The 24,497-nt window shown below is 71.1% G+C and carries 24 protein-coding genes and 1 pseudogene; 9 read left to right on the top strand and 16 right to left on the bottom strand.

What is annotated here, in order from left to right:
- Positions 1–121 precede the first annotated feature (121 nt).
- On the bottom strand, positions 122–1,252 hold the full coding sequence (locus tag ACTWQE_RS17880) for a zinc-dependent metalloprotease (protein WP_443329952.1): 1,131 nt from the start codon (positions 1,250–1,252) through the stop codon (positions 122–124).
- 86 nt (positions 1,253–1,338) lie between these two features.
- Complete coding sequence (gene dacB, locus ACTWQE_RS17875) at positions 1,339–2,850, bottom strand: D-alanyl-D-alanine carboxypeptidase/D-alanyl-D-alanine endopeptidase (RefSeq protein ID WP_443329951.1); 1,512 nt, start codon at positions 2,848–2,850, stop codon at positions 1,339–1,341.
- Positions 2,851–2,936: 86 nt separating this feature from the next.
- On the opposite strand from dacB, the gene ACTWQE_RS17870 reads away from it, so the two are divergent.
- Positions 2,937–3,431, top strand: coding sequence for an inorganic diphosphatase (locus ACTWQE_RS17870; RefSeq protein WP_443329982.1), 495 nt, complete (start codon positions 2,937–2,939; stop codon positions 3,429–3,431).
- A gap of 115 nt (positions 3,432–3,546) precedes the next feature.
- The gene (locus tag ACTWQE_RS17865) at positions 3,547–5,241 is read left to right on the top strand and encodes a threonine/serine ThrE exporter family protein (protein WP_443329950.1); all 1,695 of its coding nucleotides are present in this window, start codon (positions 3,547–3,549) and stop codon (positions 5,239–5,241) included.
- A 533-nt stretch (positions 5,242–5,774) separates the two neighbouring features.
- Here the strand turns inward: ACTWQE_RS17865 and ACTWQE_RS17860 are convergent.
- Entirely contained in the window at positions 5,775–6,473 is a 699-nt protein-coding gene (locus ACTWQE_RS17860) for a DedA family protein (RefSeq protein WP_443329949.1), read from the bottom strand.
- 324 nt (positions 6,474–6,797) lie between these two features.
- On the opposite strand from ACTWQE_RS17860, the gene ACTWQE_RS17855 reads away from it, so the two are divergent.
- Positions 6,798–7,166, top strand: coding sequence for a YbjQ family protein (locus ACTWQE_RS17855; RefSeq protein WP_443329948.1), 369 nt, complete (start codon positions 6,798–6,800; stop codon positions 7,164–7,166).
- Between the two features lie 89 nt (positions 7,167–7,255).
- On the opposite strand, the gene ACTWQE_RS17850 is transcribed toward ACTWQE_RS17855, so the two are convergent.
- Positions 7,256–8,014, bottom strand: a complete 759-nt coding sequence (locus ACTWQE_RS17850; protein ID WP_443329947.1) for a MerR family transcriptional regulator — start codon at positions 8,012–8,014, stop codon at positions 7,256–7,258.
- Between the two features lie 55 nt (positions 8,015–8,069).
- Between ACTWQE_RS17850 and ACTWQE_RS17845 the strand changes: the two are divergent.
- Positions 8,070–9,411: pseudogene (locus ACTWQE_RS17845) on the top strand (ion channel protein).
- A gap of 113 nt (positions 9,412–9,524) precedes the next feature.
- Positions 9,525–10,940, top strand: a complete 1,416-nt coding sequence (locus ACTWQE_RS17840) for a glutamate decarboxylase (protein ID WP_443329946.1) — start codon at positions 9,525–9,527, stop codon at positions 10,938–10,940.
- A 548-nt stretch (positions 10,941–11,488) separates the two neighbouring features.
- Here ACTWQE_RS17840 and ACTWQE_RS17835 read toward each other — a convergent pair.
- The 4 genes from ACTWQE_RS17835 to ACTWQE_RS17820 all read right to left on the bottom strand — a co-directional run bounded on the left by ACTWQE_RS17835 (position 11,489) and on the right by ACTWQE_RS17820 (position 15,572).
- Complete coding sequence (locus tag ACTWQE_RS17835) at positions 11,489–12,115, bottom strand: PadR family transcriptional regulator (protein ID WP_443329945.1); 627 nt, start codon at positions 12,113–12,115, stop codon at positions 11,489–11,491.
- A gap of 425 nt (positions 12,116–12,540) precedes the next feature.
- The gene (locus tag ACTWQE_RS17830; RefSeq protein WP_443329944.1) at positions 12,541–13,077 is read right to left on the bottom strand and encodes a DinB family protein; all 537 of its coding nucleotides are present in this window, start codon (positions 13,075–13,077) and stop codon (positions 12,541–12,543) included.
- A 118-nt stretch (positions 13,078–13,195) separates the two neighbouring features.
- Complete coding sequence (locus ACTWQE_RS17825) at positions 13,196–14,653, bottom strand: aldehyde dehydrogenase family protein (protein ID WP_443329943.1); 1,458 nt, start codon at positions 14,651–14,653, stop codon at positions 13,196–13,198.
- 82 nt (positions 14,654–14,735) lie between these two features.
- Positions 14,736–15,572, bottom strand: a complete 837-nt coding sequence (locus ACTWQE_RS17820; protein ID WP_443329942.1) for a helix-turn-helix domain-containing protein — start codon at positions 15,570–15,572, stop codon at positions 14,736–14,738.
- 368 nt (positions 15,573–15,940) lie between these two features.
- On the opposite strand from ACTWQE_RS17820, the gene ACTWQE_RS17815 reads away from it, so the two are divergent.
- Complete coding sequence (locus tag ACTWQE_RS17815) at positions 15,941–16,465, top strand: ATP-binding protein (protein ID WP_443329941.1); 525 nt, start codon at positions 15,941–15,943, stop codon at positions 16,463–16,465.
- 44 nt (positions 16,466–16,509) lie between these two features.
- Here ACTWQE_RS17815 and ACTWQE_RS17810 read toward each other — a convergent pair whose 3' ends face one another.
- The 5 genes from ACTWQE_RS17810 to rpmG all read right to left on the bottom strand — a co-directional run bounded on the left by ACTWQE_RS17810 (position 16,510) and on the right by rpmG (position 18,770).
- Positions 16,510–16,749, bottom strand: coding sequence for a DUF397 domain-containing protein (locus ACTWQE_RS17810; protein WP_443329940.1), 240 nt, complete (start codon positions 16,747–16,749; stop codon positions 16,510–16,512).
- A 124-nt stretch (positions 16,750–16,873) separates the two neighbouring features.
- Positions 16,874–17,113 carry a 30S ribosomal protein S18 gene (rpsR, locus tag ACTWQE_RS17805; protein WP_443329939.1) on the bottom strand — a complete coding sequence of 80 codons (240 nt, stop codon included), beginning with the start codon at positions 17,111–17,113 and terminating at the stop codon, positions 16,874–16,876.
- A gap of 30 nt (positions 17,114–17,143) precedes the next feature.
- The gene (locus ACTWQE_RS17800) at positions 17,144–18,340 is read right to left on the bottom strand and encodes a CobW family GTP-binding protein (protein WP_443329938.1); all 1,197 of its coding nucleotides are present in this window, start codon (positions 18,338–18,340) and stop codon (positions 17,144–17,146) included.
- Positions 18,340–18,594, bottom strand: coding sequence for a type B 50S ribosomal protein L31 (locus ACTWQE_RS17795; RefSeq protein ID WP_443329937.1), 255 nt, complete (start codon positions 18,592–18,594; stop codon positions 18,340–18,342). Before ACTWQE_RS17795 ends, ACTWQE_RS17800 begins: the two co-directional genes overlap by 1 nt.
- A gap of 11 nt (positions 18,595–18,605) precedes the next feature.
- The gene (gene rpmG / locus ACTWQE_RS17790) at positions 18,606–18,770 is read right to left on the bottom strand and encodes a 50S ribosomal protein L33 (protein WP_443329936.1); all 165 of its coding nucleotides are present in this window, start codon (positions 18,768–18,770) and stop codon (positions 18,606–18,608) included.
- A 50-nt stretch (positions 18,771–18,820) separates the two neighbouring features.
- Between rpmG and rpmB the strand changes: the two genes are divergently transcribed.
- From rpmB to ACTWQE_RS17775, 3 genes are all read left to right on the top strand, one after another.
- Positions 18,821–19,057 carry a 50S ribosomal protein L28 gene (gene rpmB, locus ACTWQE_RS17785; protein WP_443329935.1) on the top strand — a complete coding sequence of 79 codons (237 nt, stop codon included), beginning with the start codon at positions 18,821–18,823 and terminating at the stop codon, positions 19,055–19,057.
- Entirely contained in the window at positions 19,057–19,362 is a 306-nt protein-coding gene (gene rpsN, locus ACTWQE_RS17780; RefSeq protein WP_443329934.1) for a 30S ribosomal protein S14, read from the top strand. The genes rpmB and rpsN overlap by 1 nt, the downstream gene beginning before the upstream one ends.
- Before the next feature lie 304 nt (positions 19,363–19,666).
- On the top strand, positions 19,667–20,080 hold the full coding sequence (locus tag ACTWQE_RS17775) for a (2Fe-2S) ferredoxin domain-containing protein (protein ID WP_443329981.1): 414 nt from the start codon (positions 19,667–19,669) through the stop codon (positions 20,078–20,080).
- A gap of 535 nt (positions 20,081–20,615) precedes the next feature.
- Here the strand turns inward: ACTWQE_RS17775 and ACTWQE_RS17770 are convergent.
- The 3 genes from ACTWQE_RS17770 to ACTWQE_RS17760 are packed head-to-tail and all read right to left on the bottom strand — an operon-like array spanning position 20,616 to position 24,428.
- A complete protein-coding gene (locus ACTWQE_RS17770) occupies positions 20,616–21,863 on the bottom strand; it encodes a DUF2786 domain-containing protein (protein ID WP_443329933.1) in 1,248 nt (415 codons plus the stop codon).
- A gap of 52 nt (positions 21,864–21,915) precedes the next feature.
- Positions 21,916–23,640, bottom strand: coding sequence for an ABC transporter ATP-binding protein (locus ACTWQE_RS17765; protein WP_443329932.1), 1,725 nt, complete (start codon positions 23,638–23,640; stop codon positions 21,916–21,918).
- Entirely contained in the window at positions 23,637–24,428 is a 792-nt protein-coding gene (locus ACTWQE_RS17760) for an ABC transporter permease (RefSeq protein ID WP_443329980.1), read from the bottom strand. The genes ACTWQE_RS17765 and ACTWQE_RS17760 overlap by 4 nt, the downstream gene beginning before the upstream one ends.
- Positions 24,429–24,497 lie beyond the last annotated feature (69 nt).

Below are 24,497 nucleotides of genomic sequence, written 5' to 3'. Positions count from 1 at the left end.
TGAGTACGTAGATGGTGACAGAGACGAGCCGTCCACCGAGCATTGCACGCCCACCGATCGCCCACGGTCCCTCGGACGGGTGATTACCGGGGGCATCGCCGGCCCAACTGCCGCGCGGTTCTCACGATTCCGTCCTGCGGTGCACCCGCGCGACCCAGTCCGCGGGTTTGGCGATCTCCGCCTTGGTGGGGAGCGTATTGGGAGAGGTCCAGACCCGGTTGAAGCCGGCCATCCCGACCTGGCTCACCACGGCTCGTACGAACCGCTCCCCGTCACGGTACTGCCGGAGCTTGGCGTCGAGGCCCAGCAGCTTGCGCAGCGCCTGGTCGAGCCGGCCGGCGCCGCTGGCCCTGCGCTTCTGGAACTTCTCGCGGATCTCGGCCACGGAGGGCACGACCTGTGGGCCGACGCCGTCCATCACAAAGTCGGCGTGCCCCTCGAGCAGCGACATCACGGCCGTGAGGCGGGCGAGGATCTCGCGCTGCGCCGGCGTCTGGACCAGCTCGACGATGCTGCGGGCACCGCCGTCGTCCGCTCCGTCGGGCCTGTTGCCCGTGAGCGACTGAGCGGCCTCGCGCAGGCGCTCCAGCAGGGTGCCGGGATCGATCTCGGTCTCACCGAGGAACGACTGGATCTCGCCCTCGATGTGGTCGCGCAGCCAGGGGACGGCCGTGAACTGGGTGCGATGGGTCTCCTCGTGGAGGCACACCCAGAGCCGGAAGTCATGGGGCTGCACGTCGAGCTCCCGCTCGACGTGGACGATATTGGGCGCCACGAGCAGGAGCCTCCCACCGCCGTCCTCCCCCGCGGGCAGGTCACGGGTGGCAGGAGCGAAGGTCTCGTACTGGCCGAGGACCCGTGAGGCGAGGAACGACAGCAGCATCCCGAGCTCCACACCGGTGACCTTGCCGCCGACGGCTCCGAGGACGTTTCCACCAGGGGAGCTGCCACGGCGCTCCTGCATCTTCTCGAGCAGCGGTTTGAGGATTTCGCGGAATCCGGCGACATTCGCCTTGATCCAGTTCGAACGGTCGACCACGAGGATCGGCGTGTCCCGGCTGTCCGAGCCGGGCTCCGCCAAACGGGTGAAGGCCCGCACATGCTCCTGGGAGGCCTTGGCGTGCCGCCGCAGTTCGGCCACGACGGCCCGGGCCTCGTCGCGGCTCACCTCGGGGCCCGGCCGTACGAGCCGGGTCGCCGTCGCCACCGCGAGGTTCCAGTCGACCATCTCCGCACCACCGATGCTCGTCATGACTTCACGGTACGTGCTGGAGGTCGTCGGCGGTGAGGGTTGTGGACGGGCGGAGCGGGGCCGCGGCGGCCCGGGGCACGGCCGGGTCAGCGGCAGCCGCAGTTGGCGACCGCCGAGGCAAGGCGGTCCAGGGCGTTCTGGGCCCCGCGGGCGTCCCTCGTGTCCGAGGTCATGAAGGCGAAGGCGAGCAGTCGGCCGTCCGCGTCCACGACCGTCCCGGCGAGGGTGTTCACGCCCGTCAGGGTGCCGGTCTTGGCGCGGACCATGCCCGTACCCGCCGGTGCGTCCGCGTAGCGGCCGCGCAGGGTGCCGCTGAAGCCCGCCACGGGCAGACCCGTGAGGACCGGCCGCAGCTCCGGCCGCCGCGGGTCGGCGGCCCGGACGAGGAGCTGGGCGAGGAGGGCGGCGGATGCCTTGTCGTCGCGGCTCAGTCCGCTGCCGTCGGTGAACCGGGCGCCGTCGAGCGGAAGGCCGAGCTTCTCGAGCCGGGCCGTCACCGCGCGGTCCGCCCCCTCGAAGCTCACCGGCTCGCCGACGGCGATCGCGGTCTGCCGCGCGAGGGCCTCGGCGATGTCGTTGTCGCTGGCGATGAGCGCCCGCTCGACCAGGGACGAGAGGGGGAGCGACCGGACCACGGCCACCCGCTCGGCCTTGTTGCCCGCGGTGGTGTGGCGCGGGTCGTCCCCGGTGTCGATGCCCCGGTCGCGGAGCAGCCGGGCGAACGTCCTGGCGGCGTCCGCGGCGGGGTCGGGGCTGCGCGGCGCCGGACCGCTCTCGCTGGAGTCGAGGCGGCCCTCGTCGGCCATCAGGGGGGTGACGGGCGCGATGTTCTCGTTGCCGGCGCCGATCGGGTGCAGAGCGGGACCGGTGTAACGGGAGGTGTCGTACGCGACCGTGACCTTCGTCGTACCGCGGTCCTTCAGGGCGCGGGCGGTGTCGTCGGCGAGGGAGCGCAGACTGGCCGGACCGTCCGGGCCCTTGGTCTTGCGGGCCGTGAGCGTCGGGTCCCCGCCGCCGACCAGCACGATTTCCTCGTCGGTCGCTCCGGTGACGACGGCGGTCTCGATGCGGTGGTCCGGCCCGAGCGCGTCGAGCGCCGCCACAGCGGTCGCGATCTTGATGGTGGAGGCCGGTACGGCCGCGGTACCGGCGTCGGAGTCGTAGAGCTGCTTGCCGGTGGTGGCGTCCACGACGGCCGCCGTGCGCAGCGAGCCGAACGCCGGATCCTTGAGGAGCGGGGCGAGGGTGTCGGCGAGCCCGGTCCGGGTCGGCGGGGGTACGGGGTCGGGGGACGGCGACGGACCGGTGGCGGCGCCGAGAGCGGCCAGGACAGCGGCGGCCCTGGGGGCGCTCCCCGCGGCCTTTCCGGCCCGTCCGCCGCGCTGCTCGTCGTGATGCTCGCCACGCGTACGGGTCTGGGCCGCCGCCCGCTGCCGCTCGGCCGTACGCTGGCCGGAGTCCCACGGACCGGCCGCCGTCACCGCACCGGCCGCCACGGCGAGCCCCACCAGGGCCGATACGGCGGGCAGATGCCATGCCGGAAGCGCCCGCCACCGTTCGACGGCCCACCTGAACTGCCACGATCTGGCCTCGGGCACCTCGGACCAGCCCCTTTCGCCATCACACACCTGCGTGAGGGACACTTAATCACCCGAAGTATGTGCTGATCATGGAGGAGCCACCCGTGGAGTTCGACGTCACCATCGAGATCCCGAAGGGTTCGCGGAACAAGTACGAGGTGGACCACGAGACCGGTCGCATCCGCCTGGACCGTCGACTCTTCACATCGACCAGCTACCCGGCCGACTACGGCTTTGTGGAGAACACGCTGGGCGAGGACGGCGACCCGCTGGACGCGCTGGTCATCCTTGATGAGCCCACCTTCCCGGGCTGCCTCATCAAGTGCCGTGCGATCGGCATGTTCCGGATGACCGACGAGGCCGGCGGCGACGACAAGCTGCTGTGCGTACCGGCGTCCGACCCCCGGGTGGAGCACCTCCGCGACATCCACCATGTGTCGGAGTTCGACCGCCTGGAGATCCAGCACTTCTTCGAGGTCTACAAGGACCTGGAGCCCGGTAAGTCCGTGGAGGGTGCGAACTGGGTCGGCCGCGCCGAGGCCGAGGCCGAGGTCGAGGCCTCCATCAAGCGGCTCGAGGCCCAGGGCGGCCAGCACTGAGCCACTGAGCGGCTCTCAGAGTACGGAGGCGGGAACATGTTGGGCGGCATGGCGGGGCATGCGGCATCGTGGCCGGGAAGGCATCTGAAGGCGGGGCGAGGAGGAGCGGAACGACGTGGTCGTGGACCCGAAGCGGAGCGGCATCGCTCCTGAGGCGGAGCCTCAGGAGGACCGTAAGCCGCAGTCGGACGAGGCGCACAGCGCCTTCACACCACCGGAGGGCGTCCCGCTGCCGCCCCCGCCGGAGGAGGATCACCCGACCTCGGAATTCGCCGTGCCCAGTGGGCTGGCGCAGGAGCACCCGACGGAACCGGAGGGCTCGGCGTTCGCCCCTCCCAAGGGGCACGGGACACAGACCAAGCAGCCGACGGGCTTCCCGGCCTTCACTCCGCCGCATGGCATCCCGATGGTCCGGCTGACCAAGGAGACTCCCTGGCAGGACCGGATGCGCACGATGCTGCGCATGCCGCTCGCCGAGCGGCCGGTGCCGGAGCGGGCGGAGAAGCACGAGGACGAGTCGGGGCCCGCCGTACCGCGCGTCCTCGACCTGACGCTCCGTATCGGCGAGCTGCTGCTCGCCGGCGGCGAGGGCGCGGAGGACGTCGAGGCCGCTATGTTCGGGGTCGCGCACGCGTACGGCCTCGACCGCTGCGAGCCGACCGTCACGTTCACCCTGCTGTCGGTGACCTACCAGCCGTCCCTCGTGGACGACCCGGTGACCGCCAGCCGGACCGTACGGCGGCGGGTCACCGACTACACCCGACTGGCCGCCGTCTTCCGGCTGGTCGACGACATCTGCTCGGACGATGTCGAGGTCACGCTGGAGGAGGCGTACCGGCGGCTTGCCGAGATCCGGCGTAATCGGCACCCGTACCCGGGCTGGGCGCTGACGGTGGCCAGCGGTGCCCTGGCGGGAGCGGCGAGCACCCTGGTCGGGGGCACCTGGCTGGTCTTCTTCGCGGCGGCGGTCGGCGCGATGCTCGGCGACCGGCTGGCGTGGCTGGCGTCGGGACGCGGGCTGCCGGAGTTCTACCAGTTCGTCGCCGCAGCGATGCCGCCTGCCGCGGTCGGTGTCGCGGTGAGCCTCGCGCACGCGGAGGTACAGGCCTCGGCGGTGATCACCGGTGGACTGTTCGCGCTGATCCCGGGGCGGGCGCTGGTCGCGGGCGTCCAAGACGGGCTGACGGGGTATTACATCACCGCTTCCGCGCGCCTGCTCGAGGTCTGCTACCTCATCGTCGGGATCGTCTGCGGGGTCCTGACGGTGCTGTACGGGGGTGTGCAGCTGAACGCGACGCTCAACCCGGAGGAGGCGCTGCCCGTCGCCACCCGGCCGGTGACACAGATCCTCGCGGCGATGCTGCTGGCACTCGCCTTCGCGGTGCTGCTGCAGCAGGAACGTCACACCGTGTTGATGGCCACCCTCAACGGCGGCGTCGCCTGGGTCGTCTTCGGTGCGCTGCACTACACGAGCGAAGTGAACGCGGTGGCGTCGACGACGGTGGCGGCGGGACTCGTCGGCCTCTTCGGGCAGCTGCTGTCGCGGTACCGGTACGCGTCGGCGCTGCCGTACGTCACGGCGGCGATCGGGCCGCTGCTGCCGGGTAGCGCGACGTACTTCGGGCTGCTCTCCGTGGCCCAGGGCAACCTCGACATGGGCCTGGGCTCACTGACGAAGGCGGCAGCGCTGGCGCTGGCCATCGCGATCGGGGTGAACCTGGGAGGTGAGATCGCCCGTCTCGCCATCAAGGTCCCGGGCGCGGCGGACGCGTCGGCCCGCCGCGCGGCCAAGCGCACCCGCGGCTTCTGACGCCCCCTCCCGCCGAACGGGACCGGGCGGGCGTACCACCCGGGCCGGTGTTTCCGGCGAGGACCGAGGCGGGCGCGGACGGCCAATGGGCCAGGCCCGACGCCGATATGGGCGGCCTCTGGGCCAGGCCCGGCGCGGGCCGGGGCGGGGTCCCGGCGAGGTGCGGGCACGAGCGGGGCCGGGAGCACTCGGGCTGCGAGGTGCGGGCACGGGCGGGCCCCGGCGAACTGCGAGCGGCGAGGTACGGGCACGGGCGGGCCCCGGCGAACTGCGGGCGGCGAGGTACGGGCCCCAGTGAGGCGCAGGCACCAGCGGGGCCCGGTGCGCTCGGGCGGGGCCCCGTGCGCCCGGGTGGCGTCGGAGCGTCTCGGCGAGGTCACGGCAGCAGCGAGATCAGCACACAGTGAAGGGCCTGGAAGGCCGGCGTCCGGCGTTTGCGCGCCCGGGAGATCAACGTGTGGCGTGAAAGCCGGAGGAATCAACCTGAGTCTGGCGGCCAGGGAGGCCAACGCTTGGTGTGCCCGCCCGGAGCATCAGCGCTTGGCGTGGCGGCCGCGCTGGGACGCCGTCTGGCTCTCGCCCGGCTCCTGCGGGGCCGTCGGCTCGGCCTTCCTGGACTGACGGCGCGCACGGAGGTACTCGATCACGATCGGGATCACCGACAGCAGCACGATCGCCACCAGGATCATCTCGATGTGCTGGTGCACGAAATCGACCTGGCCGAGCGCCGCGCCGAGCAGCGTGACACCCGCGCCCCACAGCGCGCCGCCGATGACGTTGAACGTGATGAAAGAGCGGTAGTTCATCCGGCTCACGCCGGCGATGATCGGCGTGAAAGTACGGATGATCGGCACAAAGCGGGCCAGGATCAGGGACTTCGGACCGTGCTTCTCGAAGAACTCGTGGGCCTTCTCGACGTTCTCCTGCTTGAAGAGCCGGGAGTCGGGCCGCCGGAAGAGCGCCGGGCCCACCTTGCGGCCGAAGAGATAGCCGACCTGGTCACCGATGATGGCGGCGGCGACGATGAGCGTGCACACCAGCCAGAGCGGGTGGTGCAGCTTGTCGGTGACCACCAGCAGACCGGTGGTGAAGAGCAGCGAGTCGCCCGGCAGGAAGAAACCGATGAGCAGGCCGGACTCGGCGAAGACGATCGTCATGACGCCGAGCAGACCGAAGTTCTGGATCAGAAAGTCCGGGTCCAGCCAGCTGGGGCCGAGCGCGAGGGTGGTCACGTTGACAGGCTCCTGGGTCGAGGGCGCAGGCTCAAGCGGGGCCCGGGCACAGGTATGGGGCTGCGTGCTGCGTGCTGCGTGCTGCGTGCTGCGTGCTGCGTGCTGCCCAAAGCTATCAACGCGAGCACGGGCCCTTCGGTTCCAGTACGCCCCACGGCGCCCTACCCGGCCTCTGCGGGCATACGTCCGTCTCGCCGGGCACGGCCACCACCTCTGCCGGCACGCCCCGGACCTCCGGCGGCATACGCCGGACAGCGCAACGTACGGTCCCCCGGGTGCGCCCCTCCTCCCGGCACGTGATCCTTTCGGCAGGAGGTGGGTGCGATGAGCATCGACGAGTTCGGAGGCGGCCAAGCTCCCCAGTCCGATGTCCTGGTGGTGACGACCAATGACGTACCGGGCTACCACGTACAGCAGGTGATCGGCGAGGTCTTCGGCCTCACGGTGCGGTCCCGACACCTCGGCAGTCAGATCGGTGCGGGCCTGAAGTCGATGATCGGCGGCGAGCTGAGAGGGCTGACCAAGACTCTGGTGGAGACCCGCAACCAGGCCATGGAACGGCTGGTCGAGCAGGCCCGGGCGAGGGGCGGGAACGCCGTGCTGATGATGCGCTTCGATGTGACCGAGGCCGCGGATGTGGGCACCGAGGTGTGCGCGTACGGCACCGCGGTCGTCCTGGCGCCGCAGTCATGACCCCGTGAGGCCATGCGCCGGCCCCGGCGGGCACATGGCCTGAGGGGGTCGTGCGCGGGCCCCGGCGCGCGCAGCCGGGGCCCCCGTTGTCATATGTTCCGGACCGCGTTGGCGAGGATCGCCTCGCGCAGATAGCCGGCCAGCCCGGGTTTGATCCGCTCGAAGGTCTCGGTGAAGCGCTCGTCCGCGACGTACATCTCACCGAGACAGGTGTGGATCTCATAGGTGCAGTCGTAGTAGTTCCGGCTGATCTGCAGGCGGTGCTCCTCCGCGAGGTCCATCGCCTCCGGGGAGTCCGGCGCGGCACCGGCTTCCAGGAGGGCGACGAAGGCGTTGCTGTTCTCGGCGCCCTCCGCTTTGATCCGCAGCCAGTCGTCCTTGGTGTACGAGGCGGTCCTGCGCTGCGACTCCCGGTAGGCGTCGGAGCCGCCCCAGCGACGCTCGGCCTCGTCCGCATACCGGTCCGGGTCGGCGTCGCCGAAGACCTCGAACTTCTCCTCGGGTGTGAGGTTGATCCCCATCTTCCGTGCCTCCATGGCGTGTTCGACGGCGACGGCCATCCTTTGCAGCCTGGCGATCCGGGCGGACAGCAGCTCGTGCTGTCGCCGCAGGTGTTCCCGCGGATCGGCGTCCGGGTCGTCGAGCAGGACCGCCACCTCCTCGAGGGGGAAGCCGAGCTCCCGGTAGAACAGGATCTGCTGCAGCCGGTCGAGGTCGACGTCGTCATAACGCCGATGGCCCGCCCGGCTGCGGGCGCTCGGGGAGAGCAGCCCGATCTCGTCGTAGTGGTGCAGGGTGCGCACCGTGATACCGGCGAAACCTGCGACCTGTCCTACGGAGTAGCTCATCGCCTCCGCTCCTCTCTGCGTGCGCTCCATAGCCTGAGACCTCACGCCACGTGAGATGCAACCCCCGAGTTTCTCAAGCATTTGTTCCTATTTGTACGGACATGGTGTGGCCGTGGTACCGGAAGCCTCCGCTCAGCGCACCGCCATCGGCCCACGATCGCTGTTGCCGCTGCTCCTTCCGGCGCTGGTGGTCGGGGTCGCGGCCGCCCTGCTTCTGCTCGGGGTGAGCGAACTCTCCGCGGCACTTGAGGACGTGCTGTGGAAGACGCTGCCGGAGGCACTGGGGTTCGGCCGCTGGTCGGCGGGCTGGATGATCACCACCCTGACCGCCACCGGCCTGGCCGTGGGCCTGGTGGTGTGGAAGGTACCCGGCCACGCGGGCCAGGACCCGGCCACGACCGGCTGGTGGACCCGCCGGTCCCGCCCAGGGTGGTGCCGGGGCTGCTGCTCGCATCGGCCCTCGCCCTTTCGGGCGGGGTGAGCCTGGGGCCGGAGAACCCGATCACCGCTGCCAATATCGCGCTCGCCTACTGGCTCGGCACCAAGGCGTTCCCCGGCTCCCTGGCCGAGCTGTGGATCGCGCTGGCAGCCGCGGGCACGATCGGGGCGCTGTTCGGTACGCCTGTCGCGGCGGCGCTCATCCTCACCGAGAGCCTCGTCGGCCGACCGGCCACCGGTCCGGGGAGAGTGTCGCTGTGGGACCAGTTGTTCGCTCCCCTGGTCGCCGGTAGCGCGGGCGGGCTCACCACGGTGCTCATCGCCGACCCGGCCTTCGATATGAACCTCCCCGGCTTTCCGGGGCCCGGATACACCGACATCCTGGGCGCACTGGTCGTCGCATCGGCCGGCGCGGTGCTGGGCATGGCGGCCGTGTACGCGTTTCCGCAGGCGCACCGTGTCTTCCAGCGGCTGAGGCATCCTGTCGCGATGACCACGGCCGGTGGATTGCTGGGGCTGCTCGGTGCACTGGGCGGACACCTGACCCTGTTCAAGGGACTGGGCCAGGTGAAGGAGCTGACCGCAGACCCGGGTTCATGGTCCGCCGGAAGACTCGCCCTGATGGCGGGGGTCAAGGCCGCCGCCCTGGTGGTCGCTGCCGCCTGCGGCTTCCGCGGCGGACGGATCTTCCCCGCGGTGTTCGCGGGGGTCGCCCCAGGGGGTTGTTCGCCCATGCGGTCGTACCGCAGGTCCATATCATCCTCGCCGTGGTGTGCGCCGTGCTCGGCGTCCTGATGGCCTTCACCCGCCAGGGATGGCTGAGCCTCTTCACGGCAGCCGTTCTGGCGTCGGACGTCACTGTCCTGCCCGTGCTGTGCCTGGCCTCACTCCCCGCGTGGCTGCTGGTCAGCGGACATCCGCTGATGCAACTGCGCGAGGACGGCGGTCCGCTGCGCTGACGGAGCCGCCCCATACGGCAACCAGCCCACCCAGGCGGGCAATATGCCCTGCTCACCCGTATCGTCACGAAAGGGCCGGGCTCGGCACCGAAGGCTGAAAGGGCAACGTCCGTATGTCGCTGCACAAGGGACCGGGAACCGCCCAGGCGGGACGGAAAGGACTGTCGGTCAACCCCTTCTTCGGACCGGCCGATCCCGTGGGCGGAGTGACCGCCGCACCTCCCCGCCACCGGCTGCCGGACGGCCCGATGCCTTCCGCATCCGTCTATCAGCTGGTCCACGACGAACTGATGCTCGACGGCAACGCCCGTCTCAATCTCGCCACCTTCGTCACCACATGGATGGAGTCGCAGGCCGGCGAGCTGATGTCCGAGTGCCGAGACAAGAACATGGTCGACAAGGACGAGTACCCGCGCACCGCCGAGCTGGAGCACCGGTGTGTGGCGATCCTGGCCGATCTGTGGAACGCCCCCGACCCGAGCACCACCGTGGGCTGTTCCACCACGGGGTCGAGCGAGGCGTGCATGCTCGCCGGAATGGCCCTCAAACGCCGCTGGGCCCAGCGGAACGCCGACCGCTACCCCCGGGCAGCCAGACCCAATCTGGTGATGGGCATCAACGTCCAGGTGTGCTGGGACAAGTTCTGCAACTTCTGGGAAGTCGAGGCGCGCCAAGTCCCCATGGAGGGCGACCGCTTCCACATCGATCCGCAAGCGGCCGCCGATCTCTGCGACGAGAACACCATCGGGGTGGTGGCCATCCTCGGTTCGACCTTCGACGGTTCCTACGAACCGGTGGCGGAGTTGTGCTCGGCACTGGACACGCTTCAGGAGCACACCGGCCTGGATGTGCCGGTGCATGTGGACGGTGCCTCGGGCGCGATGATCGCCCCGTTCCTGGACACCGATCTGGTGTGGGACTTCAGACTGCCGCGCGTCGCCTCGATCAACACCTCCGGTCACAAATACGGGCTGGTGTACCCGGGGGTGGGCTGGGCGCTCTGGCGGACGGCCGACAACCTTCCGGAAGAACTCGTCTTCCGGGTCAACTACCTGGGCGGCGACATGCCCACCTTCGCGCTCAACTTCTCCCGCCCGGGCGCCCAGGTCGCCGCCCAGTACTACATCTTTCTGCGGCTCGGCCGGGACGGCTTCCGAGCCGTCCAGCGGAGCGCGCGGGATGTCGCCCGGTCGCTGGCCGAACGGATCGAGGCCATCGGCGACTTCCGGTTGCTGACCCGCGGCGAGGACCTCCCGGTGTTCGCCTTCACCACGGCCGCGGACATCCGGTCCTACGACGTCTTCGACGTGTCCCGGCGGATGCGGGAACGCGGCTGGCTGGTGCCCGCCTACACCTTCCCGCCGCACCGGGAGGACCTGTCCGTCCTGAGGGTGGTGTGCCGTAACGGCTTCACCCCGGATCTCGCCGAGATGTTCCTGGAAGACCTCCGCGGGCTGCTCCCCGAACTCCGGCGCCAGACGGCGCCGCTGCAGCGTCCCGATTCCGTCGCGACCGCGTTCCATCATTAGTCCCTCCCCCGTACGCGGCGCCCTCCTCGGGCGCCCTGTACCTGTGTTACACCGCAGGCAGCCGTGAGGTTCCGCCCAGGGCCTCAAGGCGACGGCGCCACGTCAGCAGCCCCACACGCCCCGGACGCTCTCACCCCTCACGCGTTCAGCCCTGCTCCCGCGTTCAGTCCATCCGAGCGGTAGGCCCCCCTCACGCGCTCAGCCCTGCTCCCGCCTTCAGTCCATCCGAGCGGTAGGCCCCTCTCACGCGCTCAGTTCGTCCGAGCGGCCGTCTCCGCGGCTCTCTCGCGTCACGGATGCAGCCGCCGCCGGCGCCACGCCCGGCGCGATGCGGCGGAACCCGGTGCGGTGGGCACCACGGGGCGAACCCGGTCCGCAGGCGGCGCCACGAGCGGTGCGCGATGCGGCGGAACCGCGTCCGGCGGGTCCCGTTACCTCACGCCGGGGGGCCGCCGACGGGAAGAACAACACGAGCAGCGGCGTCGGCCGGACCACCGCAATCACCGGACCACCGCAATCAGCTGCCGCCCGGCCAGGGGGGAACGTGATTACTCGGGAGCCCCGGTCGCATAGGGGTTCTCCACACCCTCCGGGAGAACACCCACGAACGGCTCCCCCTCCCCCGCGAAGGTGTACGCGCCGCCCTCGATCCTCTCGATCAGCCCGCGCGTCCACGCTGCGCCGGTGTCCGCGGAGTGCAGCCACATGTTCATGAGCTCGCCGATGTGCCCGATCGATTCGGGCCCCTCGTCGGGCGTGTAGTAGTCGGTGACCGTGGAGCGCCACTCCTCGAGGCCCCGGACCCTCTGCCGGAGGAGCTCCACGGCCTCCTCGCGGGGAAGGTCGACGATGAAGCCGATACCGGCGGACAGCACATCGATCTTCTGGTCGTGCCGGGACAGGGCCTCCCGCAGCAGATGGAAGTACTCCTTCTCCCCCGCCTCCGTGAGTTCGTACTCGGTACGCGGCGGACCGCCGGCGGTACTCGGCGCCACCTCATGGGCGAACAGCACGCCCTGTTTCGCCATCTGCTTCAGGGCGTGGTAGATCGAGCCGGGCTTGGCGTTGGACCACTCATGGGCGCCCCAGTACTCCAGGTCGTTGCGCACCTGGTAGCCATGAGCCCGCCCGTGCTGGCGGACCGCTCCCAGCACCAGCAGCCGGATCGCTGACATCGCCCGTATCTCCCCATCAGCCCATTGCCGTACGGCGCCACCCTAGGCCGTACCGGGCACCTCCCGCCCGGCCGCGCACGACGCCTCCCCGTGGGCGGACGTGCGTACGGCACGCCCTGTCCGGGCGATCTTCTCGGGCCCGCGGCGCCGGGGGCACCTTCCAGCCACCGCTGGGAGGGCCCCCAGCAAAAGGCCGGGGAGTGCCCTCTGCATCCGACCCCGCGGGCCGATCCTCGAGGACCGGCCCGGACGCCCCGCACGGACGCGCTCGACCAGGGTCCGCCTGCCCAGAACGGTCAGGCGGGCATGACGGTGGGACACGAAGACCTCCGTTGTGTGCTGAAGATTCGACACCTCCACCACACCGGAGGTCTTCGCTATTGATCAAGCCCACCCAATGTCCACAACGCTCGTGGGCAATACACCTAGACACCGGCCTCCGCGACGAGTTCGAACGCCGTCTTCCCATCGAGGGACTCGCGGATGATGTCCGCGTGGCCCGCGTGCCGCGCGATCTCCTCGACCAGATGCAGCACCAGCCAGCGCATCGACACCTGGCCGCCCGGAGGGAACCAGGGGGCTTCCGGGAGCGGGAAGGTGTCGTCCAGGCTCGGCACCGAGCGGATGAACTCCTCGGTCTCGCGAGCGGTCTTCTCCCAGGCGGCGAGCGTTCCGGCGACCGTCTCGTCCCCCACCAGGCGGAAGCTGTCGGCCCAGGTCTCCGGGGTCCGCTGGATCGCCGGGGGCAGCTGCTGCGCCATCCGGAGCCAGCCGAGCTCGGTCTCCGCGACATGCTTGAGCAGCCCGGACAGGGAGAGCTCACTGGCGCTCGGCCTGCTCGCGGCCTGCTCCTCGGTCAGGCCGAGTACGGACCGGCGGACGGCTCCGCGCTGTGCCTCGGCGAACGCCAGCAGCGCACCTCGCTCGTCGCCGCGGGCCTCTGCCTGAACGTGAGTGACCATGATGTCCGCCTCCGGGATTCCTGCGCCGTCCTGACACCGACGAAGCTACGGCCCCTTGCGGTCAGGTCCTGTCCTCAAGGGGCCGCGGCGCACGGAAGGGGTGGCACATCCGGGAGATCTAGAAGGGGAACCCGCTGCGGCCGTGCTGGATGGAGATCCACTTCTGCTTGGTGAACGCCTCGACCATGGACTCGCCGTTCAGCCGCCCGAGCCCCGAGTGCTTCTCGCCGCCGAACGCCACGATCGGCTCGTCGTGGACGGTGCTGTCATTGATGTGGATCATGCCGGTCTCGATGCGCTGAGCCACACGGACACCGCGCTCGACATCGCCCGTGTGCACCGCGCCGCTCAGGCCGTACGGGGTGTCGTTGGCGATCCGTACCGCCTCGTCCTCCCCGTCGAAGGGCACGACCAGAGCCACCGGCCCGAAGATCTCCTGACGGAGGACGGGTGAATCGGCCGCCAGCCCGGTGAGCACCGACGGCGCCACCAGGTTGCCCTCGGTGGTGCCGCGCACCAGCGCGGTCGCCCCCGCTTCCACCGTCTGCTCGACGAGCGACGAGACCGCCTCGGCCTGCGATGAGTTGATCAGCGGGCCGATATGGGTCTCCGGGTCCGCCGGGTCGCCCACCTTCAGGGTCCTGACCTTGGCGACGAACTTCTCGGTGAACTCCCGCTCGATGCTGCGGTCCACCAGTACGCGGTTCGCCGCCATGCAGACCTGGCCCTGGTGCACGAATCGGCTGAACACCGCGGCGTCCACCGCATAGTCGAGATCGGCGTCGTCCAGCACGATGAGCGCGCTGTTGCCGCCCAGTTCCAGGACGGCGTGCTTGAAGTTCGCGGCGCACACGGTGGCGACGTGTCGGCCCACCTTGTCCGAGCCGGTGAAGGAGATGACCTTGGGCACCGGGTGCTCGATCAGTGCGTCGCCGATCTCCGCGATATCGGTGATCACGACGTTCAGCAGACCGGCGGGCAGGCCCGCGTCCTCGAACACCTTGGCCACCAGGCCGCCGCCGACCACCGGTGTGTTCTGGTGCGGCTTGAGGACCACGGCGTTGCCGAGGGCCAGCGCGGGTGCCACCGACTTGATCGACAGCAGGAAGGGGAAGTTGAAGGGGCTGATGACGCCGACGACCCCGACCGGCAGCCGGTAGAGGCGGTTCTCCTTGCCGTCGACCGGCGAGGGCAGGATGCGGCCCTCGGGACGTAGCGCAAGCTGCATCGCCTCGCGCAGAAACTCCTGGGCGAGATGGAGCTCGAACGCCGCCTTCAGCCGGGTGCCGCCCAGCTCCGCGATGATCGCCTCGGTGAGCTCCTGCTCACGGTCCTGGATGATGCGCAGGGCGCGCTCGAACACCAGACGGCGCGTGTACGGGTTGGTGGCGCCCCAGGCGGGCTGCGCGCGCTCCGCCGCCCTGTACGCCTGGTCCACCTCCTCCACGGTAGCCACGGTGATGGAGGCCAGCTTCTCCCCGTCGTACGGATTGAAGTCGATGATGTCCCAGGAGCCGTTGCCGGTCTTCCACTCACCGTCTATGTACTGGTGGGCCAGGTCTGTGAAGTACGACATGCCATCCCTGTCTGGAGGACGGGGCGCCGGTCGAACGCCCGCAGAAACAGATCTTGTGACGGGCCGTCATAGTAGCGATGAATCAGGCGCGTTGGGCGAGCCGGGCCAGCAATTCGCGGCTACGCCCCGGGGTGAGACCGTCTTTGTGCAGCCGCTCCATCGCCCGCTCGTACTGGGCGACTTCATCACGTTTGTCGAGATAGAGCGCGCTGGTGAGCTGCTCCAGATAGACGACGTCGGGCAGATCGGACTCGGGGAAGCTGAGCATGGTGAAGGCACCGCTCTCGCCCGCATGGCCGCCGAAGTCGAACGGCATGACCTGGAGCGTCACATTGGGCCGCTCGGAGATCTCGATGAGGTGCCGCAGCTGGCCGCGCATGACCTTGCTGCCGCCGTAGGGGCGGTGCAGAGCGGCCTCGTCGAGTACGACGTGGAAGTCGGGTGCGCGTTCGGAGACCAGCAGCTTCTGCCGCTCCAGGCGCAGGGCGACGCGCCGTTCGACCTCACCGCGCGGGGCCTCGGGCTGGCCCCGGGTGACGACCGCGTGGACGTACTCCTCGGTCTGCAGCAGCCCGTGCACGAACTGCACCTCGTAGCTGCGGATGCCGGAGGCGGCGCCTTCGAGGCCGACGTACGTCTGGAACCATCCCGGCAGCACATCGCCGTAACTGTGCCACCACCCGGTCACATTGGCCTCCCGGGCGAGGCTCAGCAGGGCGTCCCGCTCGGCTCCGTCGACAACCCCATAGAGGGTCAAGAGGTCCTCGACATCCCGCGCCTTGAAGCTCACCCGGCCCAACTCCATGCGGCTGATCTTCGATTCGGAGGCGCGGATCGAGTAACCGGCGGCCTCACGCGTGACGCCACGGGACTCCCGGAGCCGCCTGAGCTGGGATCCGAGCAGGATGCGGCGCACCACGGAACCACTCGATCCCCCCGCTCCGCCCGTTCCTCCCCCGGCCTCCGCTGGGAGGTGCCCCCTGTCCGGCTGCACTGTGCCCATGTCCCGACTGCCGCTCTCCGTTGGTGATGTGCTCCGACCGTCGGCCGCAGTCTGCCATCTCCGGGCTCCGTTGCGTGCCTGTCCGGTTACAGAGACAAGAAGTTGCCCGCAGAGGCTAGGAATCCGGCCGCAGGGAGAATTACGGCGGAACCACCCCGGGGAACCCCAAGACGGGCGCGTGCACGTGCATCTGCCCTTGCATCTGCCGTGCGCATTGGGAACGATGGTGCACGAGCACCAGAACGCCGCCTTGACCGATTCCTATAGGGCCAGGAGTGCCTCGCATGGGGACCGAAGGATCGACCTTGCTCGAGCCGTTACGGCAGGGCCCCCTCCCAATCGACCCCACATCCGTGTCGAGTTCCGTCTCCTGTTCACTGACGGCGCGCTACGAATCGGTCAAAGGGGCCCGGCAGTTCACCGAGGCCGCCCTGTGCCGGTGGGATCTGAGCGAGCAGTTCGACGATGTGGCGCTCGTGGTCTCGGAACTGGTGACCAACGCCCTGCGCCACGGGCTTCCCGAGGACTCGGCCGCGGCACCGCAGCCACCGGTCCGTCTCCATCTGATGCGCTGGACCTCACGTCTGGTCTGCGCCGTACGGGATCCCAGCGACGAGAGCCCGGTCGCCGGCGACGTCTCCCCCACCGACCCGGACGGCTCGGCCGAATCGGGGCGCGGCCTGTATCTCGTCGAGGCGTTCAGCGACAACTGGGGCTGGCACCCGCTCGCCGGGACCTTGCGGGGCAAGGTCGTCTGGGCACTGTTCAGGCTGCCGGGCGCGGCAGCCCGGAGCGCCATCGCCGTATAACGGTCGCACAGTGCGCCGTACCGCCCCCGGAGAATCCGCGGGAATCAGTCGGCCACGAGGTGGTCGAACTCCCCGTCCTTGGCCCCGAGCAGCATGGCCTCCACCTCCGCGGAGGTGTAGATGAGCGCGGGGCCGTCCGGAAACCGCGAATTGCGGACGGCCACGCCACCGCTCGGCAGCTTGGCGAACTCCACACACGCACCCTGGGAGTTGCTGCGCCCGCTCTTCCGCCATACGACCCCCTGAAGGTCCGTTGCCGCCATGCCGTTGTACGCGTGGTGCACAGGACTCTCCCGGGAAGTACAGAAGTCAACTGCCCCGGATCATAGCGGCGTTCACATGCGACTGCATGCGCGAATGCACGTGCACGGCTCGTGGTGGACACACTCCGCACCGTGCACCGGGCATCTACTTCGCCGAGGAATAAGGCAACAGAGCCATCTCCCGGGCATTCTTGATGGCGCGGGCGATCTGCCGCTGCTGCTGGGCCGTGACGCGAGTCACGCGGCGGCTACGGATCTTGCCCCGATCGGAGATGAACTTCCGCAACAGGTCGGTGTCCTTGTAGTCGACATAGGTGACGCCGGCCGCGTCCAATGGGTTGGGCCGGGGCTTCGCATTCCTGCGGACGTCGGGACGGCGGGCCATGGAACAACCGGGCCTTTCTTTCGAAGGTATTCAGGAAACAGGGTCGAGAAGGGCATCGAAGGCGGGCGGCAGCCGCTTCCACGCCTCGCGCCCGGCCTCGTACTCGACGTCGGTGAGCAGGCAGGATTCCAGGAGTTCGAACAGCCCCTCGCGGTCGAGTCCGGGCGAGGTGAAGACGAGGTGCTGGGCGCGGTCGCCGTGCTCGGAATCCCAGTCGAGGGCGGCCGCCGCCCTCCGTATCGGCGGCACCATCTCCCACGCCGCGTCGGGGAGCGAGGCGAGCCAGGGACCGGCGTTCTCCACGCACAGGGCCCCGCCCGCCGCGTCCCAGGAGAGCAGCGTGTCCGGCCGGTCGGCCAGCCAGAAGCGGCCCCGGCTCCGGGCGGCCGCACAGGTCAGGTCCTCCAGCGCCGCGTACAGCCGCTCCGGATGGAAGGGCCGGGTGCGGTGCCATACGGCCGTGATGACACCGTGTTCGTCGGCCTCCTGGGGCAGCAGCGCGCACGCCGGGTGCCGGCGGGCGGCCGCGGCCTCCACATCGAAGCCCTCGAAAGCGGCCGCCGCCAGTTCGCCGGAGCCGACCGCCACCTGCCGGGCCGTGGGATGGAGCTGTGCCAGCAGCGCGAGGTCCGCCGGGTCGGTCTCCCCGTCGCCGCCCGAGCCATCGGCCGGGTCACCGGCGGAGGGGGCGAGGGCGAGCACGGTCGGGTACTCCAGTTGCCGGGCCCAGGTGTCCGCGACCGTGCGCTGATCGCTCGCGGCCGCCGCGAGTCCCACGTCCGTCAGATCGTCACCGCAGCTCAGATACGGCACCAGCAGCGCGGGATCCACCGCGGTGATCACCCCTGTGAGCTCCAGGACCTCACCGCTGAGCGCGGCCACCACCTCGGCCATGGCCTTGGGTTCGACGGAGTCCCACAGTTCGACGACGGCCAGCCGGCACAGTCCACTGCCGGAGAGCCGCTCCAGCTCGGGTACGAGATCCTCCCGCAGGGCGCAGCACGCACAGTCGTTGACCAGCGGAGCCTCGCCCGTATCGAGGACGCCGCCGTTGTCGCGGACCGTACGCCGGACCGTACCCGCGGCGGCCGACGCCAGATCGTGGTGGAGCGCCACACTGCCGGGCACCGTGCGCAGCAGCTGCTCGACCGCGGTCCGGCGGGCGTCGGCGTGCAGTCCGCCCACCAGCACCACCGGGAGCCGGCCCGGTTCGTCAGGGGCCTCCATCAGCGGACCTCACGGTTCCCGTAGCGGCGCTCGAAACGCTCGACCCGTCCGGCGGTGTCCAGCACGCGGACCTTGCCCGTGTAGAAGGGGTGGCTCGCCGAGGAGATCTCGACGTCGATGACGGGATAGGTGTTGCCGTCCTCCCACTCCACCGTCTTCTCGCTCGTCGCGGTGGACCGGGTGAGGAAGGCGAAGTCCGCCGCTGCGTCACGGAAGACGACGTGGTGGTACGGGGGGTGGATTCCGGGCTTCATGTGCTTCCTCCTCAGCGCTCTTCGCGGAACGTCACGTGGCGGCCGACGACCGGGTCGTACTTGCGCAGCTGGAGCCGGTCGGGGTCGTTACGGCGGTTCTTGCGGGTCACGTAGGTGTAGCCGGTTCCGGCCGTGGACCGGAGCTTGATCACCGGGCGTAGTTCGTTGCGGGCCATGGGGGTTACTATACAGAAATGGTTTCCATTTTCATTAGGAGGGGTGAGCCTTGTCGGCCCACTGCCAGCTGACCGGCCGCAAGCCGGGCTTCGGCAACCACGTGTCCCACTCGCACCGCCGCACCAAGCGGCGCTTCGACCCGAACATCCAGCGCAAGCGCTACTGGCTGCCCAGCGAGGGCCGCCACGTCCGGCTCACCCTGAGCGCCAAGGGCATCAAGACGGTGGACGCGCTGGGCATCGAGAAAGCCGTGGCCCGCATCCGGGCCCGGGGAGAGCGGATCTGATGGCGAAGAAGAGCAAGATCGCGAAGAACGACAAGCGGCGGGCGGTCGTCGCCCGGTACGCGGCACGGCGGGCCCTGCTGAAGGCCGTCATCAGCGCACCGGGAACGCCGGACGATGAACGCCGTGCAGCGCAGCGGGAGTTGCGCCGTCAGCCCCGTGACGCAAGCGCCACACGTGTGCGCAACCGCGACTCCGTCGACGGGCGTCCCCGTGGCCATCTGCGCACCTTCGGCCTCTCCCGGGTCCGCTTCCGTGAGCAGGCGCACGCCGGATACCTGCCGGGCGTACGCAAGTCCAGCTGGTAGCACTGGTGGCTTCGCCGCCGCCCTCCGACGGGGAGCCCCAGAAGGTCGAATGGCGGGCGCCGAGTCGTACACCGAGGCGGCCGGTGGCACGCTTCCCGGCCGACGTGCCGACCGATCCGAGGAACTCGGCTCCCTGAGTCGTCACGGAATCACGGAAGCGCACCGCAAGCCCGCAGGCCCGTACGAGCCGGCCTGCGGGCCTGTGCGTTCAGGAGCGGGGGGCGCGGTCCGGAGCGGAGATGCCGCAGCGTCGCCGGAGCCGAGGACCGCTGCGCAGGGCCGGAGGGGCCGGGTCGTACGATCGATCACCGTGACGCGCACCGGAGTTCCCTTCAGGGCCTACGCCGCCCGGCCGTGCACCCTTGTCGTCTGCCGGGGGTGCTGCTGCGGTGATCCGCGCAAGCACCCCGGAGTCGACCACCAGGGGCAGTTGGACCGGTTGGAGGCGGCGGCCGCCGGTTCGGGCGGGCGGCTTGCGGTACGCACCACCGACTGCCTGGGGCCGTGCGAGTACGCGAACGTCGTCGTGGTGCAGCCGTCCGGCGCAGGGCGTCGCAAGGGCGGACGGGCCACGTGGGTCGGCTGGGCCGCGGACGACCACTGCACCGACGACATACTGGCCTGGGCCGCCGCGGGCGGACCGGGCGAAGCGGAGCCGCCGGCCACCCTCGCCCTGCAGTTCGTCCGGCCGCCGAACGCCTCGCGCGCCCGCCGCTGAGCCCGGCGGCCGGTCAGCCGCCGTCCCTGTCCCGGTCCTTGTGCTTGTCCGTGTCCTTTCTGTCCGGCGGGGTGGCCTCTCTGTCCAGCGGGGAGGTGTCCGCGTAGCATCGCCGCCCGTCCCGGAGAGGTCAGCGCCTTCTCGGCGTCGTCCGCCGCCGTACGGGCCAGTCCACGGGGCCGGACCGGCTCCAGCTCGGCCCGCTCCAGGGCGTCGTCCCAGGCGGCCCGCGCGTCCAGGCCGGCGAGGAGTACCTTGCGGACGTCCGCCCACCGTCGGCCCGCCGGGTCCGCGTAGGCGCCGACCACCGCGGCGGCGTACCGCCCGGTCGCCGCGAGCCAGTCCGCCGGCCGGTCGCGCAGCTGTGGGGTCTCCCAGGCCGGACAGAGAGCGTACGCCACCATGGCGAGCGCGCCCCGAGCAGGGTGAGCAGCTTGGGGTGGGGCGGCCGGCTGCGGGCCGTTGGCGAGACCTTCAGCAGGCCCGGCGCCGAGGGTGCGTCGCAGGGCCGCCGCCGTCCCGGGGGCGGCGGGGGTCAGCCGCGGTGGTCGCGCAGGGTGGCGCGGTCGGCCGCGGACGTGCCCTCCTGCCGGCCTTGCGCGTCGCGTGCGCCGCGGATCGCATGGCGGGTGGTGGCCGGGAACATGCGTTCCGTGGTGTCCGCGACCGCGACGTCCCGGGCCGCGAGCGCCGGGAGCATCCGGTCGCCGAACTCGCTCGTCGACTCGCTGACCACCTGCTCGGTCGCCGCGGTGAGCCGCTGCCGTATCCGGCTCGCGTAGGCGATCAGGAACGACTGCCGGAAGGTCTTCGTCCGCTTGCGGCCTGCGGACCGCTGGCGCGCCTCGGCCCGGTTCATCGCCGCTGTCGCCTGCACCAGCAGCGAGGTGTGGAGCAGCTCGACGGCCTCCAGGTCCGCCTCGAAGCCGACGACCGTCGAGAAGCCCAACTCCCCGCTCCACACGGCACGGCAGCGGTTGGCCTCCGCGACGGCGTCCAGCAGCAGCGCCTTCGTTGCCTCGTACGGAGGGTCGACGCCGATCCGGCAGGCCGAGGGGAGCTCCGCGTGGCCCGGGGCGACGCCCGCCGCGAGGAGAGCCTCGTCGATGCTGTGGCGGGCCATCAGCTGCTGGGCCTTTCCGGTGAGCGCCTCCGCCTCCTCCGGGTAGTCGGTCGCCTCGGCCTTGGCGAGCAGGCCGCGGATCCGGTTCAGCATGCGCGGCTCGTCGGGGGAGGCGGAAGCCGGTACGGGCCGGGCGGCCTCACCGGGAACCGGGCCCACGGGTTCGATTTTCGGCAGCCGGAAGAGCAGCCGGAGCAGCTCCAGCAGCGAGCCCGCCAGCGTGAACCGGTCCAGCGACTCCCGGCCGCCCAACTCCTCCAGGAAACGGTCGTCGCTGCCCCACCACACGTCGGCGCCCAGCTCCCGCAGCTGCGCGAGCCGGCGTGCGTCCAGCGTTCCGGGCCCATACCGCCGGGCCTCGGCGGCGATCAGGTCGATGACCAGTCGCACGCGCCGCGGATCCTCCGGGGCGGAACGCCGGACCGTACGGACCACGTCGGCCGGCTGCCAGCCCCGCTCCCACGTCTGCCGTACGAGCCCTTCCGCGCGCCGCAGCAGCGCCCGGCCGACCGCGGGCCACTGCCCGGCGTCCGCGGCGAGGAGCGAGGCCCCGGTGTCCAGCGCGTCCTCGGCCTCGTCGTCCGCCGCGTACAACGCGCGCCCGAGCGCGCCCTGGACCACTTGGTCCGGCCCCTGGTCGCCCTGCTTCCGCCTGCCCACTCCGCCCAGGTTAGAGAGCCCGTCGGACAGCGGCCGTGGCCGCCCTCCGGTGTCAGTCCTTCTCCGTCCGCACGGAGTCGGTGCGCAGGGAGTCGGTACCTGCGGACTCGGTGCGCACGGAGCCGGTACGCACGGATTCAGTACGCGCGGAATCAGTACGCGCGGAATCAGTACGCCCAGGCTCCTCACGCGCCGTTTCCGTACTCCGCCGCTCGCCGCGCCCCGGCGCGTCCGCCAGCACCTCCGCCGTCGGGCCGCTCTCGATCACATGCCCGTCGTGCATCACCAGCACGGTCCCGGTGCGCTCCGCCACCAGCCGTAGATCGTGGCTCACCAGCAGCAGCGCCAGCCCCTGTGCCGCGCGCAGCCCCATCAGGAGGTCCATCACCGCGTCCGCCGTCTCCCGGTCGAGCGCTGAGGTCACCTCGTCGCAGACCAGGACGTTCGGGTCGGCGGCCAGCGCGCGGGCGATGGAGACACGCTGACGCTGTCCGCCGGAGAGCTCATGCGGGTAGCGGTCGGCGTGCCCGGCCTCCAGTCCGACCCGGTCCAGCAGCTCGGCGACCCGGCCGGGCACGGCCTCCCGCCCGCAGCGGCGGTGCAGGCGCAACGGGCGGGCGAGGGCGTCGGAGACCTTCACCGCGGGGTTGAGCGCGCCCATCGGGTCCTGCGGTACGAGCTGGACGCGGCGGCGCTGCTCCCGGCTGCGGGCGCGTATGCCGGGGGGCAGCGGGACGCCGTCCATCAGCACGGAGCCCCCGGACCGCCGTTGCAGTCCGACCACGGTGCGCAGCAGGGTCGTCTTCCCCGCCCCCGAGGCGCCGACCACGCCCACGGAGGCACCGTGCGGCACGTCGAGGTCCACGCCGTACAGCACCTGGGTCCCGCGCCGGCCGAGGTGAGCGGTCAGCCCGCGCGCCGACAGCCCCTCCGGGACCGGGGCTCCGGCATCGGCGCGCCCCGTCTCCTCCAGTCCGGTACGGCCCCTGTCCCGGCCGCCGTCCGCGGACGGCACGGGCACCGGTAGCGCGAGGTCCGGCCTCCGTGCCGGGCTGCCCGCCGGGGCCAGCTCCACCACCTCGTCGGCCAGCCGCCCGACCAGATCGGGGTCGTGGCAGGACAGCACCACCGCGAGCCGGTGTTCGGCGGCCAGATGGCGCAGCAGATCGGCGATCTCGTCCCGGAGGGCCGAGTCGAGGCCCGCGGTCGGCTCGTCCAGGAGGAGGACCCGCGGCCGGCGGGCGATCGCCCGCGCCAGTGCGACCCGCCGCTGCTGTCCGCCGGAGAGCTCGCGCGGACGGCGCTTGAGCAGTTCGGGAGCGGCAGGCAGCCGTACCTCGTCCAGCAGGGCCAGGAGATCGGCGCGCGAGCCGTCCCGGGCGGTCTCGGCGAGCAGCCTGCCCACACGCATACGGGGGTTGAGGCCCGAACCGGGGTCCTGCCCCAGATAGGCGACGCGGTGCCGGCGCAGCTCCCGCAGCTCCGACGAGGCGCAGGCCAGGACGTCCAGGCCGAGTACGTCCACCGTGCCCGCCGTGCGGGAGGTCCCGGCGGGCAGCAGTCCGGTGACGGCGCGCAGCAGCGTGGTCTTTCCGGAGCCCGAGGGTCCGGTGAGGGCGAGGACACGGCCGGGCATGGCCTCCAGAGCGCCGTCGGCCAGCAGCGTACTGCCGCCGGCAGCGGTCACCGTCAGCCCGGCGACCCGTACGGCCGGTCCGGCGTCCGGATCCGTGTCCGGGGTCGTACCGCCGCCGTACAGGGCCTTGTTGTGGGTCACAGCACCGACACCGCCTTCCGTCCGGTCCGCGGCGCGAGCGCGTCGGCTGCAAGGTTGACACTCATGGCGAGAAGTCCGATCGCGATCCCGGGGGCCACGACGGCCCAGGGGTTGAGCAGGATGCCCGCCCCGTTCTCACGGATCATCAGGGCCCAGTCGGCGGCCGGGGGCTGCGGCCCCACCTGGAGAAAGCCCGCGGTGGCGACGAGGTACACGGCGGCGACGAAGCGGAGCCCGAAGAGCACGAGCAGGGTGGAGCGGAGGTTGGGGAGCACTTCACGCACCACGAGGCGCCACAGACGTTCCCCGCCGGCCACCGCCGCCTCGACATAGCCCGTGGCGGCGACGGGTGCGGCCGCTCCGGCCACGAGCCGTACCGCGTACGGGACTCCCAGGGCCACCGCGGCCGTGATCACCGCGGGCCGCCCGCCGTCCGGCCAGGACAGGGTGATGAGGAGGATGCCCAGGACGGCGGGCAGCAGCATCAGCACATCGGCGGTCCGCTCGACGACCCGTCCGAAGGCGGGCCGCAGCGCCCCGGCCGTCCCCAGTACGGCCGCGAGACCGGTGACGATGAGGGCGACGACGAGAGACGTACCGATCAACTCCCGCCCTCCGGCGAGCAGTCTGCTGCATACATCCCGTCCGAGCTGGTCACCGCCGAGCAGCGCCCCGTCCGTCCCGGGCGGGGCGTACGGCGCGGTGACGGGCTCGTCGACTCCGTGCGGCGCGATCCAGGGGCCGACGGCGGCGAGGGACACGAGGAGGACCGCGGGCACGGTCCGCACGACGGTCCGCCGGACGCCGGCCCCGCCGCCACGCGCGCGTGCGCCCGGCCCGACCGCCGGGACGGGGCC

It is taken from the genome of Streptomyces sp. 8N706 (assembly GCF_052245415.1).
GTDB lineage: Bacteria > Actinomycetota > Actinomycetes > Streptomycetales > Streptomycetaceae > Streptomyces.
The sequence above is the reverse complement of the archived record's forward strand: the minus strand, read 5'-3'. Positions and strand labels throughout refer to the sequence as shown.

What these genes read in the sequence shown, in the direction of transcription:
- ACTWQE_RS17850 (WP_443329947.1), bottom strand. Translation starts at nt 8,014, where the DNA reads ATGAGCTACTCCGTAGGACAGGTCGCAGGTTTCGCCGGTATCACGGTG.
- rpmG (WP_443329936.1), bottom strand. Translation starts at nt 18,770, where the DNA reads ATGGCCCGCAACGAACTACGCCCGGTGATCAAGCTCCGGTCCACGGCC.
- rpsN (WP_443329934.1), top strand. Translation starts at nt 19,057, where the DNA reads ATGGCGAAGAAGAGCAAGATCGCGAAGAACGACAAGCGGCGGGCGGTC.
- ACTWQE_RS17830 (WP_443329944.1), bottom strand. Translation starts at nt 13,077, where the DNA reads ATGGTCACTCACGTTCAGGCAGAGGCCCGCGGCGACGAGCGAGGTGCG.
- ACTWQE_RS17855 (WP_443329948.1), top strand. Translation starts at nt 6,798, where the DNA reads ATGAGCATCGACGAGTTCGGAGGCGGCCAAGCTCCCCAGTCCGATGTC.
- ACTWQE_RS17800 (WP_443329938.1), bottom strand. Translation starts at nt 18,340, where the DNA reads ATGGAGGCCCCTGACGAACCGGGCCGGCTCCCGGTGGTGCTGGTGGGC.
- ACTWQE_RS17795 (WP_443329937.1), bottom strand. Translation starts at nt 18,594, where the DNA reads ATGAAGCCCGGAATCCACCCCCCGTACCACCACGTCGTCTTCCGTGAC.
- ACTWQE_RS17840 (WP_443329946.1), top strand. Translation starts at nt 9,525, where the DNA reads ATGTCGCTGCACAAGGGACCGGGAACCGCCCAGGCGGGACGGAAAGGA.
- ACTWQE_RS17835 (WP_443329945.1), bottom strand. Translation starts at nt 12,115, where the DNA reads ATGTCAGCGATCCGGCTGCTGGTGCTGGGAGCGGTCCGCCAGCACGGG.
- ACTWQE_RS17825 (WP_443329943.1), bottom strand. Translation starts at nt 14,653, where the DNA reads ATGTCGTACTTCACAGACCTGGCCCACCAGTACATAGACGGTGAGTGG.
- ACTWQE_RS17880 (WP_443329952.1), bottom strand. Translation starts at nt 1,252, where the DNA reads ATGACGAGCATCGGTGGTGCGGAGATGGTCGACTGGAACCTCGCGGTG.
- ACTWQE_RS17815 (WP_443329941.1), top strand. Translation starts at nt 15,941, where the DNA reads ATGGGGACCGAAGGATCGACCTTGCTCGAGCCGTTACGGCAGGGCCCC.
- rpsR (WP_443329939.1), bottom strand. Translation starts at nt 17,113, where the DNA reads ATGGCCCGCCGTCCCGACGTCCGCAGGAATGCGAAGCCCCGGCCCAAC.